We start from the raw sequence: 12,241 nt of genomic DNA, 5'->3' as shown, positions 1-12,241 counted from the left end.
AACTCAATGAATTATCAAGATAAAATCAAACACATCCAAACTCATTTCCCCATGTCAGTTTTATTAAAAAAATTAAAAATTTTACCTCTAAATTTTAATAACCACCACCGTTTTCCTTGCCCCATCCATCAAGGAAAGAATCCCACTTGTTGTCATTTCACTTCAACTAATAAAATTCATTGTTGGAAATGTGGGAAAGATTACGATATTATTGATGTTTATATGGCTATCCGTCAGATTCAATCCTTTCATGAAGCGATTCAAAGAATAGAAGGATTTATGAATTCTTTCGAATTTAAAACCTTAAGACGACAAGAAAAAGAAATAACAAAAATAACTACTAACCCTTTTCAACAATCATATCAACCTATTAAATCAAAAAAGCCAATTGACGAAAAGGAAATTAATATCAAAAAGAAACAATTATTTAAAGAAATCTCACCCTTATTCAACCAAATTAGAGATTATTATCATTATTTATTGACTTCTAACCAAAATAACGAAAGTCAACCAGGATTAACTTATTTAACTCAAAAAAGAAAACTTACTTTAAAAACCATCAAAGAATTTAAACTTGGTTACGCTCCTTTAATGGATAAACCACTATCTTTTCGTCTCATAAATTACTGTCAACAGAAAAATATTAATATCGATCAATTATTAGAATATGGTTTTATCAAAGAAAAAACCAGTCAACAAAATAAAAAATATTTTCATGATGCTTTTCATGGTTCCATTATTATCCCCATCGAAAACGGTTATCATCAAACTTTTCATTTTTATCAAAACCATTTCCGCGAAGTTTCTTACTTTCAACCCAAATACCAAGCTTTAACTAATTTTAGTCAAACGCCGACCTTTCATTTCAGTTATCGGTTTTTTGAAGCATTACCATATATTAAAAAAACAAAAACCATCATCATTCATGAAGGTTTTTTTGATGTCATTAGTTGTTGGCAAAACAATATTAAAAATGTTGTCGGTCTCATTTGTGTCGCCCAATTACTTTCCCAATCTCAACTAGAAATTCTCCAAAAAGAAAATATCAAAGTCATTATCGCCTTAGATAACGACGAAACAGGGCGAAAACGCAGTGAAGCCTTAGGTGAACAACTCAAAGAAGCAAATATTATATACGAAATCAGAAGGATTTTGCCTCCTTACGATCAAACTTGTAAAGATGTTGATGATTTATTACGTCAATACGGAAAAGAAGCTTACCAAAAATGTTTTTAGATCCTTACCTCTCTTATGAAGAGGCCCAAAAGAAAATCATCGTCGATTTAGCTGTTCATTTCTTTGGTGAAGACAAAGTTGAAGTAATTAGTTAAATTATTTTTTACACCAAAATATATAATATCTACACATATAAAAAATTAACACACTCTCATAAAAAATATATATACCCTAAATTTAACTATTTAGGGTTTTTATTTTATAACAAAAATCAAATAAAAAGGAGAAAAAAATGAAAAATGACACTAGTCAAGAAATTAGAATCGGGGGTTGGCGCACGAAAACCACCCCGAACGATTTAACCCAAATTAAAAACTTTTTAAAAATATTAAAAGAAGATTTAATCAATCTCGCCATTATTTCTCATTCTAAAAAGAAAAATACCTACCAAGAAGCCAATTACCGCCCCAAAAACCAAACTCTTTTTGTCGATCCTCAAATCTTAGAAGAAATTAAACAAACAAAAATAACCTTAATTAATGATAATTTTTCTTCTAGTAATAGTTAAAAACTATTACTTTCAGATTTAACCCCTCTTAAAAGCCAAAATAACCCCCTTAAACACCTATATCCTCTTTTTCAAATCAATTATCAAAATGAAACTAAAAACCGTATCAAAGAATTGATTGGGAAAATTGATGTCAATAAATTAGAAACTTTACAGTTATATCAATTAGACCCTCAAAAGTTGGATAAATACCATAATCCCATGAAAAATAACTATAAAAAGGGTTAAACATTCTTTATTATCAAAAGAAGATTTAAAATACATTCAATCTTTTTTGACAAAAGATAAACAAGGTTATCGGGTGAAAAAGCTACATCCCAAATATAAATATATACCAAAACAACAAAAATGACACTTCACTGACACTTCACTGACACTTCACTGACACTTTTATGACACTTTTATGACAGTTTGACTTTGAAAATAATCTATATAAAGATTAACTCATTGAAGGAGTGATATTTGATATTTTATATCGATAATGATAATGATACTCGATATTTGATATTATCGTATTATCATTTTTCATATCATTATTATTTATCGATATAATAAAAACCTCTTTTTTAGGTAATTTTATTTTTTTAATTTATTTTAATCATTAAATCAACTTTAATTTTTAAATTAATTGCCTTACCAAGTATTGAAATATATTATCTATGAAACAAAAAGAAGAGCGCGCTGAAGCGCTTATTTAATAACTATAAATAGATAAAATAAATTTATTTATTTAACCTTTATTTTATTGTCAATAATTTGATTTTTTAAAAAAGTTAAGGGACTTTGATAATTAAGTTTTTTAATTAACCATTTTTGATTATAAAAACGTTTAAATTCTTGAATTTTTTTAGTTATTTTTGTAAAAGAATATGAATACCAATCACCATAACGACTTTTAAACCAACCTTTCAAATTACTAAACCAAGATTCAATAGGAGCATTATCATTGGGGCAACCAGGTCGCGACATACTAATTAAAAACCCTTTTTTTTGTAAAGTTTGTTGCCAAACCCGACTAGTATAACCCCCACCACGATCAGAATGAATAATACAAGGGCGTTTTAATTTAGGCAGAACCTTAAAAGTAGCTTGGATTAATTTTAAATTAGGACGTAAACTGGTTTGGACACTCAAAATTTGTTGGTGATAACCATCTAAAATAACCGACACCCATAAGAATCCCTGTTTAGTATTAAAACAAGTTAAATCGGTATAAATTTTGGTTAAAGGTTGATCGGTGTGAAAATGATTTTTAATTAAATTAGGTTGATAAGCGAGATTTTTTTGAAAAATTTTATTTTTAGTGTGGGGACGACGCCATTTCATTAACCAATTATTTTGGCGCATTATTTGTAAAATTACTTTATGATTAACGTTTTCTGAAAAAGTATGACGATATAAAATGGTAATTTTACGATAACCACAAGCGTAATGATATTTTTGACATAATAAACCTACTCTTTTAGTAATTAATTGATAATTATGTTGACGTTTTCTTTTCGGTTTTTGACTTTTTCGCCAATAATAATAAAGATGACGTTTAATTTTTAAAAGTGTTAAAATCCGCGTAATGGTTAAAGTTTTTTGATAAACCTTGATTAAAGGTAACATAATTTTCGATAAATCAGGACGTTGATAAAGAATTACCGTTTGTAACAACTCAATTTGTTTTTTAATTAACATTCAAAACCTTTTCCTTTATTTAATATAGCACCATTTTACCATCCTTATGGAAAATAAATTAGCTAAAATAGAAAAATAATTTATTTTAGAGACGAGTTTTTTATTTTTTTTGGTTAACTAATAAGTGAAGAGTTAAAATGGTTTCGTCTTTTGTCTTGAAAAAAACTTTAAAATTGGGAAATTTAATTCAACAACTTCCGCAGTTCAAAAAAGTTTTTTTTACGAGAAAAGATGAGGTTATACAACTGAAAAAGTGTTTTTAGTGATTATTTACAAGTTAAAAAGTTGTAACAAAATATGGGTTCAGTGCGACCAACGGTCTAAGATGATTAAATGGTTGTTTTTTAATTGAGGAACAATTAATTCCGCTTGGATTTGAGCCATATTGGCGAGACTTAAATAAAAACGAGTGAGGTAATCTACTTGTTGAAAATTTAAAAATAAATCTCTAATTTCCTTCCCAAGTGAACTACTCCCTAAGCCTTGATAAAGTTGATGAGGGGTTTTTAAGTGGGGTTGAAGGGCATTGATCAGAGAAGTTTTTCCACTTCCGTCAATTCCTTCGAAAACGATTAATTTCATGATTGTTTCTCCTTTGATTCTAATTTTGGGCATAAAAAAAGACCTTCAATTTGAAGGTCTAAAAGTATTAATTAATTATTTAATTTTACTTAATTGTTTTAAATAAGTGGTTTGTGATAATTCTTGTTTTGCTTTGTGTAGTAATTCTAAATATTTTTTACCATCTGCAATCATTTTATTAATGAAGTCATTGTCTTGGTAAATGCGAACTACATGATAATTAGTGTCATTAAAATAAACCAAAAAGTAAGCAAATTTAGCTTGGCTGCAATATAATTGACATTGAACTTGGGCCCAGTAGTATTGAGGGATATTTTCTAACTGAGGGTGAGTTAAAAAATTAGTCCAAGTGGATGAGACTTCTTGGTTTTCGTTCACAAAAGGACATTTAATTTCTAAAACAGCTTGATGTTGTTCGTTGTATCCGTCTAAAGAGGCGGAAAAAAGGTGAACTTGATCATCAGTGAAAATAGCGTCTTCGAAAGTTAAATTGATTTTTTGAATGAAAAATTCTCTAGCGATGGGTTCCATTTTTTGGCCATGAAGCGTATATTGATTAGCGGTAAAAGTGGTGCCAAAGAGTTTATCGTGGATTAACTGTTCCATGGAACGAAAGGGATCTAACCCCGTTATCGAAGCAACTTCAGAAGCGTTGATGTATTTTTTTCGGTGTTGATACCATAATTGGGTGCGTTGATTTAAGTTTTTGATGCGCATAATATTCATTCTTTCTTAAAAATTTTTTTTAATAATAATAAAAGATATTTTCCTAAATAATAAAAGAAACGAAACAGGTGATAAAGACATTTAAAAAGAAAATCAATTAAATATAAAAGATGGGGAAGAAATAATAAAATAATTGTTAATAAACCTAAGTTTAACCATTGATTTTGATAAGTCAAGAAAGAACTACTTATCTTATGAAGGATATGATTTAAACTTAGTTAACCAAGTATTAATGAAATTCCACATGATTATTTAGCTTCTTAGTAGTTAAATATTGATACATCCTAGCCACTATTCCTTGTTTGAGTTGGCGAATACTTAGTTTGACAGTGAAAAGGTAGAATTTAATGACATAATAAATGGTGATAATGGGAAGAAATGAAAATAAAATAATGATACAAAAGATGAGATTACTAGGTAGAGATTGAAAGATTTTTTTTATTAACATGGTTTTTTGTTTCCTTTCCAAGTTTGAGTTGTTGTTAAATAAAAAAAGACCCTGAAGGGTCTTGTTTTTTGATTAAAAAAATTTAATTTTTTAACGTCTTCTGTTATTATTTGTTTGATTTTGATTGATTTGTATTTGTAGATTGTATTGGTTTCAAGTAAAAATTTTTTGATTTATCATTTGAAGATTATTTCCTACAATATTTATTCTGTTTGAAATTAAAGAAATTCTGTTGAAACGTGTTTGAGATTCTAAATTAGTATCATTAAAAACGTTAGTTAATTCTATCATTAAAGTATTTATTTCTTCTTCAAGTTGATGTTTTCTTATGTCTAAATCTATACCAGGAAAAGCATGCAAACATTTAGTATTAAAAATTAAAAAAAATCCTAATAAAATAAATAAAAAAATACTTATTATTTTAAATTGATTTTGTAATTTAATCATTAATTAAATTTCCTTTTATTTTATTCCTTAAATTTTAATATAATTGAAGATCTATTTTATTAGAATTATTATTTTTATAATAATCAATAATGTTTTTCTTCAACTGAATTATATTTTCAATATTTAAATGATCTATATCTTTTATTATTTGTTGTATGTCGATTTTTATTTGATTATATTCAAATACGATTTCATAATTTTTATTATCTTTGTTATCTAAAATATTTGAACATATATTTTTTAATTTTTTTTTATGATAATTTAATTCTATTTCTTGTTTTACAGGATACCAGTATCTATCAACTTCTTCTTTGTGTATATCTATTGTATTACAACCACAACAAACGGCTGTGCAAACTTTGAAAAAAAGTAATACTGTCTGAATAAATGAATTCATTATTTTCAATTTCTCCTTTTTTAATTAAAAAAATGATTATATTATTGTCTATCTCTTGATTCTATTAACCTTTTTGAAATTTTCTGCTAGTTCTTAATTGTTAAGAAAGGGCGTGATTAGTGTTTGTTTCTAATACTTTCATTTTAAAAATTAAGGTTTAATATTTAGTCAAATAATTCTTTAATTTCTTCATCTAATTGTTGGATTATGCTTTATAATTTGTTCTAATATTAAAAGAATTTGATTTTTATCTTTTTTATCGCCATTTAAAATAATCCATTTGGTTACATTTTTAATATCGTCATTAATTAAATTTGGATATTTTTGTTTTGAATTTTCAACAAAATCTATTATTTGTTTTTCTATAACGTTAATCATATTCATCTTGTATGAAATTGATTCATTTTCATAATTAACTGCCATAACGGAATTATTGCTATTAATTAAAAAAAACCCTAAACCAATAAATAAAACGATTTTAAAAAATAATAAATTTGTTTTTAATTTAAACATTATATGAAATCTCCTTTAATATTGATAATAACAATAAAATATATTTTAAATTATTATTTAATGTCTTCTAGGATTGTTTCGTTGATTTTGATTGTTTTGTTGAGGCATGGCGTTGTGAAGAATAATTTGTTGAGCAGCGATACGACTACTTAATTCAATATTTTGCCTCACAAGATTGTTAATAACTTCTTCAGAAGAGTTATTATTTCTAGCATTAAAAATTTGTTGAACTATTATAGCTTGTTGAAAATTTAAATTTTGTAAAATACGAGCTTGATTTTGAAAATTAGTATGATTATTATCATGTCCGTTATTTTGAAATATATGACCATTATTCATTGCCATAACATAATAATTATTAATTAAAAATAAACCCAAGAACAAGAAAATAAACAAATAAATACTTATTCTTTTAAATTGATTTTTTAATTTAAACATTAATTAAATCTCCTTTAATATTAATTCTTTTAATTTTAACATATTGGAAGTTGTTAAATTTTATTACCAATCAGAGCTGGTTCTTTTATTATATTCGGCTTCTTGGACTTTATCGTTATTGTGTTTATCTTGGTAAAGCGATAAAGTTTTACGGACAGGGTTGAAGTGGAGATGGAAATTTTCGTTGTTAAATTCTGAATTTTCCAACCATGCGCATCCAAGATAATAGTCCTTGTCTGCGTCAAGTAAGTGTTTAGGGCCTTTGTATTTAAGGATTAAACAGTTACCGCTTGAGTCTTCTTTGAATTGTTTTTCTAAATTGACATAGTTTTCTAAATAACTGTAAAATCCTATATCAAAACGAGAAAATTTAAATCCATTAATAGAGGTTTCCTCATAAGTTAATCCTCTGTTATTCCAACGGTCGAAAGGATAACGGTCTTTGATGTAGTTGGCGAGGTTAGATGGTTCTTTTTGGTTTTCGAGGCGGTTTTTGATGTTTCCTAATTCATAAAAATTGATGTTATCTTTGTTAGCGAGTTGTTGTTGATAATAGCCGATGCCGTTAAGGCCATCGAAAGTGTATTTTGCTTTAATCATTTGACATTTGTTATTACCGTCATACCATTCATCAATGTTTTCGAATTTGGTTTCTTTTAAAATGGGGATTTTTTCTTTCGGTAATTTAATGATGTTCATTTCAGTTAAAACGAAAAAACCAATCAATAAAAAAAGAAGTACCCCTAAAATAATAAAAAACCATTTAATGATTTTTTTAATATTAAACATGATTAGTTCCTTTCGGGAAATTTTGAATATACCAACATTTTAACACATTTGACTTTTAAATTTTAATTAAAACCATTTTTTAAACCAAGAAGTTACTTTATCGACTTTTTTGTTTACATCTTTTTTAAATTTTGCAGTAAAAGGTTGAATTGCACCACTATAGGTATTTTCTTGTGCTTTTATAGTTAAATCTATTTTTGTTAATTCTTCTTCTTTTTGAGTTAATTTATCACTTCTTGTTTTTAAGAATATTTTAGTTTTTTCATGGGCTTTCTGTTCGTCTTTTATTTGTTCTTTGAGTTTATTGATTTCATGACGGAGTTCGGCGTTTTCTTCAAGATATTTACCAGAGACATTTTCTAAAGCCTTAATAGTTCCTTCGAGCGCTTCAATATGAAGGCCTTGTTGCACCCATTTGTCGATTTGTTGTTCTAATTCCTCGCTTAAACGGTTAATTTCATTTGCTTGTTCGTTGATGATTTGGTTTAAGTGGGCGATTTCTTGGTCTTTTTGGTAGATAGTTGCTTGATATTCTTTTTCTTTTTGTTGAAAATTAGTAGTTAATTGATTGATTTCCTGTTGGAGTTCTTGTTTTTCTTGTTCAGATAAAGCTTGATTGGTTATTAATTCTTGGTTTTTAGTTTCAATTAAGGATTTTTGTTCTTGAAGTTGATTTTGGAGTTGTTCGGTCATTTGGTTTTGTTCGTTGATTTGGTTGATTAATTCATTAATTTGTTTTTCTTTTTCGGTGTTGATTGTTTTTTCTTGGTGCAGATCAGTTTCTAATTGATTAATCTTTTGATCTTGGGTAAAGATTTCATTTTCTTTAGAACGGATTTTATCGGTTTGTTGATTGATTTCTTTTTGAAGTTCTTGTTTTTCTTGTTGAGATAGTTTTTGATTATTTTCTAATTCTTCTTGTTTTTGAGTTAGATCATGTTCTAAATTAGCTTTTTGAGTTTCTAAAGTTAAACTATTAATTTTTTCTTGTTGGAGTTGGATTTCTAATAAGTTTTTGGCTTTGATGATTTCTTCAGGTGTTAATTGTTGTGTTTCCGTTGTTTGGTTAGTTTCTTTTAATTCCTCGCCAAGTGGTGGTGTGTGTTGGAGTTGTTCTTTTTGCAATAAGGTAGGTTCAGTTGTTGATTCAACTGAACCTTTATCAGGGATTGTTAAGGTTGCCAGTTTCTCTTTCTTCTTGATTTGTTTCTTCTTGATTTGTTTCTTCTTGATTTGTCTCTTCTTTAACTTCATTATTATTAGTTAAAGTTGATTCTTCATTTTGGATAATGGTTGGATTGAATGATTGTTGAATAGATGGTGTTTGTAAGATGGGTGTTGGGGGATTTTCCATTTTATGGGTTAATTGTTGTGGTGGATTAGGGATTTTGGTTTCTTCTTGATAAAATTGGTAAAGTTCATAAGCAGTTGAAGCTAAAGAAATCCAAAATAAAGCTTTACTACCAATTTTAATGATTTTACCACCGAGATTCGCTATTTTGGAAGTAGCTTTCTTTTGTATGATCGTTTTAGTTCCTTTTTGATAGTCTTTTTCTTGCCACTTTTTAACCAATGACCGACTTTTCCAATTCCGAAACAAATCCCGATGACGCTTAAAGTAGTTGCTAGATAATAACCTAATTTATTTTTCGGTGAAGGAGTATGATTAGGATCTTTATCATTACCTGTTACTTTATTATAAATATACTCGATAACTTGACGAATTGGTTGAGTGGCTTTATCGTATAACATTTTGGTTTTAGTTGCGGCGTTGCTCGTAAAAGTGTTGATTTGGTTTAAAACTTCAGGAAAGAATTTGAAAAGTGTCCAATAAATCGCCCCACCAATTAATAATAATGGGATACACCAAATAAGGATTTTAAAGAAAGTTTTAATGATTTTAAGCCACCAGTTTTCTTTGTTAGTTTGAGTTTCGATAATGATTTTAGGAGTTGGAGTTTTTCTTTTGATAATTATTTTATTAGATTTATTGTTTTTGGATTGATTTTTAGTTTTTTTGTTTGTTTTATTATTATTTTTTGATTGTTTTTTTTTAGTTTCAATTATTTTTTTTGACATATGATTTTACTCGCTTTCTTTGTTGGATTTAAAGTTTTTTTAATCTAAAAAAGACTCTAAATTAGAGCCTTTTAATGTTGGTAAAATTATTTTTGATTATTATTTTGAGATATAGTATGATGTTTGCCTTGATAAAGGGATAAAGTTTTACGGACAGGGTTGAAGTGGAGGTGGAAATTGGTTAATTCAAAGTTAGAGTCGGAAACATGTGCGCGACCAAGATAATAGTCTTTGTCTTCGTCTAAGAAGTATTTAGGGCCTTTGTATTTAAGGATTAAACAGTTACCGCTTGAGTCTTCTTTGAATTGTTTTTCTAAATTGACATAGTTTTCTAAATAACTGTCAAATCCTATATCAAAACGAGAAAATTTAAATCCATTAATATAGGTTTCCTCATAAGTTAATCCTCTGTTATTCCAACGGTCGAAAGGATAACCTTCTCTGATGTAGTTGGCGAGGTTAGATGGTTCTTTTTGAAGTTCGCGAAGATTATCGACCAGTTTTAATTCTTTTCTTAAACTTTCTTCTTGAGTTGGAAGAGTTTGAAGTTTATTTTTAATATCGATGATTTCTTGATTTTTATCTTTAATAGTTTGTTCGTATTTTTCAGGTGTTTGGTTTAAAGTGACTAATTCTTGTTCCAATTGAGGAATTTTATTTTCTTGGTGTATTTTAGTTAATTGCTGATTAATATAATTTAAATCAGATTGGATTTGAGAATAGCGACGATTGTAATAGTTAATTCCGTTTAAACTATCAAAGGTAAAGTTGGTTTCTGTTTTGGTTTCATCTTTAGGTTTATCTAAATATTGAAGGATTCCTTCGCGCGCCATTGGGCGTATTGGTTTTCACAAGCTGTTCGGCGTTGTTTTACTTGTTGATGATCGGGTTTTATTTTTAATTTTAGTTGTAAAACTTCTTCGATATCCGAAGGCAACATGACTTCATGGGTTTGAGGATTTTGTTGAGCCCATTTAGCGGTTTTTTTGTAAGCTTCTTCAATAATTGTCGTTAAATCACGGTTAGAGAGGTTTTTACCTTGACATAATTGGGTAATATCTTTTAAAGCTAAGAAAGTATGATAACTAATTTGATAAGGAACAATAATATGTTTTAAATAACCTTCAATTTCGGAATCTTTTAAATGACCGATATAGATTTCTTTACTGAAACGACTGCGTAAAGCGGAATCAATTTTGTGAAGATTGTTAGTTGCTCCCATTAAAACAATTTTTTTATTACTGCTATTAAAACCATCTAATTTATCTAATAAAGTATTAATAACATTAACTCCTCCTGAAGAAATATTGGAATCATTACGATTTTCTAAGCCTTCGATTTCATCAATAAAGATAATGGTTTTATCATGATTTTCGGCTTCTTGCCAAACTTTCTCGACTTCTTTTTCCCCTTCGCCAATGTATTTTTGTCGGAATTTGGAAGGAATTAAATTAATAAAGTGCACATTAGCTTTCCCACAAAGCGCTTTGATTAAAAAGGTTTTTCCTGTTCCTGGAGGGCCATAGAGTAAATAACCTTTGGGGCGGACTTGATCGAAGTTAATTAAGGATTGGTTCGTGCGAAAATAAGTTAATAAGTCTTCTAATTCTTCTTTTTCGGTTTCCATGCCGTAAACATCTTTGAATGTCACTTGTTTTTTAGTATGAGGAAGAGGTTTGTTTTCTTTTAAATGATTTAATTGGATAGTTAAATTTTTCTTTTGTTTTTCAAAAGCTAATTTTTGATCCGTTAAGAAAAGTTGAAAATCATTTAAATTTTTGCATTCAGTTTGATTTTTTCGATATTCTTTTTGAGTTTTTAATTCTTCAATTCTTTTTTGATTAGCTTCGACATAATTAAGCGCTTGATTTAATTGGGAAATTTGTTGTTGGAGGTTTTCTTGGGTTTGAAGTTGGGCTTTTTCTTGAGCTAATTTTTCTAATTCTTCTTGTTTTTCTTTTTGATTTTGGTTTAACGCTTTCCTTTGTTCCATTAAATTATTGACTAAGGCTTGTTGGGTTTGGAGTTGATTTTTCAGTTCTGTTAATTGTTGTTGTTTTTGGGTTTTAATGATTGGGGTTAATTGCGGATTGTTAGTTAATTCAGTTTGTAGAGTTTTAATTTTGGTAATAATGTCAGTTAAAGTTTTGACATTTTCATCAATTTGATTTTTTAAGGTTTGATCTTGTTGTTGGAGTTCTTGGATTTTGACTTGTTCTAATTTTATTTGGTTGTCGATCTCTTGTTGTTGTGTTGATGAGGGTTGTTTAGTTAATGATGGGTTTTGAGTTGGTGGACGAGAATTAATAAAGCCAAAAATTAATAAAATCAAGAAACCTAAACTCAATAATCCGATCAAACTCAAATAAATTTTTTTGTTTAATGACATAGATAA

Annotated in this window: 11 protein-coding genes and 3 pseudogenes; 2 read left to right on the top strand and 12 right to left on the bottom strand. The window is 27.9% G+C overall.

Features of this window, described 5'->3' with window-relative positions:
- Positions 1-6 precede the first annotated feature (6 nt).
- Positions 7-1,331: pseudogene (locus RS022_RS02620) on the top strand (toprim domain-containing protein).
- Between the two features lie 137 nt (positions 1,332-1,468).
- Positions 1,469-2,096, top strand: a pseudogene (locus tag RS022_RS02615) (phase variable surface lipoprotein).
- 374 nt (positions 2,097-2,470) lie between these two features.
- Here RS022_RS02615 and RS022_RS02610 read toward each other — a convergent pair.
- The 12 genes and pseudogenes from RS022_RS02610 to RS022_RS02555 form a co-directional block, all read right to left on the bottom strand.
- Positions 2,471-3,427, bottom strand: a complete 957-nt coding sequence (locus RS022_RS02610; protein WP_268849663.1) for an IS3 family transposase — start codon at positions 3,425-3,427, stop codon at positions 2,471-2,473.
- A gap of 303 nt (positions 3,428-3,730) precedes the next feature.
- Positions 3,731-4,009 carry a dTMP kinase gene (locus RS022_RS02605; protein WP_268849662.1) on the bottom strand — a complete coding sequence of 93 codons (279 nt, stop codon included), beginning with the start codon at positions 4,007-4,009 and terminating at the stop codon, positions 3,731-3,733.
- A gap of 75 nt (positions 4,010-4,084) precedes the next feature.
- The gene (locus RS022_RS02600; protein ID WP_268849661.1) at positions 4,085-4,726 is read right to left on the bottom strand and encodes a YqaJ viral recombinase family nuclease; all 642 of its coding nucleotides are present in this window, start codon (positions 4,724-4,726) and stop codon (positions 4,085-4,087) included.
- 610 nt (positions 4,727-5,336) lie between these two features.
- Positions 5,337-5,630: an SVM family protein gene (locus RS022_RS02595; protein ID WP_268849660.1), complete on the bottom strand. Its 294-nt coding sequence runs from the start codon at positions 5,628-5,630 to the stop codon at positions 5,337-5,339.
- A 34-nt stretch (positions 5,631-5,664) separates the two neighbouring features.
- On the bottom strand, positions 5,665-6,027 hold the full coding sequence (locus RS022_RS02590) for a hypothetical protein (RefSeq protein WP_268849659.1): 363 nt from the start codon (positions 6,025-6,027) through the stop codon (positions 5,665-5,667).
- A 189-nt stretch (positions 6,028-6,216) separates the two neighbouring features.
- Positions 6,217-6,540, bottom strand: coding sequence for an SVM family protein (locus RS022_RS02585; RefSeq protein WP_268849658.1), 324 nt, complete (start codon positions 6,538-6,540; stop codon positions 6,217-6,219).
- A gap of 57 nt (positions 6,541-6,597) precedes the next feature.
- Complete coding sequence (locus RS022_RS02580) at positions 6,598-6,978, bottom strand: SVM family protein (protein ID WP_268849657.1); 381 nt, start codon at positions 6,976-6,978, stop codon at positions 6,598-6,600.
- Positions 6,979-7,041: 63 nt separating this feature from the next.
- Positions 7,042-7,767, bottom strand: a complete 726-nt coding sequence (locus tag RS022_RS02575) for an effector (protein ID WP_268849656.1) — start codon at positions 7,765-7,767, stop codon at positions 7,042-7,044.
- Positions 7,768-7,833: 66 nt separating this feature from the next.
- A complete protein-coding gene (locus tag RS022_RS02570; protein WP_268849655.1) occupies positions 7,834-9,021 on the bottom strand; it encodes a coiled-coil domain-containing protein in 1,188 nt (395 codons plus the stop codon).
- Positions 8,930-9,846: pseudogene (locus tag RS022_RS02565) on the bottom strand (hypothetical protein). The gene RS022_RS02570 and the pseudogene RS022_RS02565 overlap by 92 nt, the downstream one beginning before the upstream one ends.
- An 86-nt stretch (positions 9,847-9,932) precedes the next feature.
- A complete protein-coding gene (locus RS022_RS02560) occupies positions 9,933-10,679 on the bottom strand; it encodes a hypothetical protein (RefSeq protein WP_268849654.1) in 747 nt (248 codons plus the stop codon).
- A complete protein-coding gene (locus tag RS022_RS02555; protein ID WP_268849653.1) occupies positions 10,649-12,235 on the bottom strand; it encodes an AAA family ATPase in 1,587 nt (528 codons plus the stop codon). The genes RS022_RS02560 and RS022_RS02555 overlap by 31 nt, the downstream gene beginning before the upstream one ends.
- Positions 12,236-12,241: the final 6 nt, after the last annotated feature.

The organism is Candidatus Phytoplasma rubi (genome assembly GCF_026821955.1).
Taxonomy (GTDB): Bacteria; Bacillota_I; Bacilli_A; order Acholeplasmatales; family Acholeplasmataceae; genus Phytoplasma; species Phytoplasma vitis.
The sequence above is the reverse complement of the archived record's forward strand: the minus strand, read 5'-3'. Positions and strand labels throughout refer to the sequence as shown.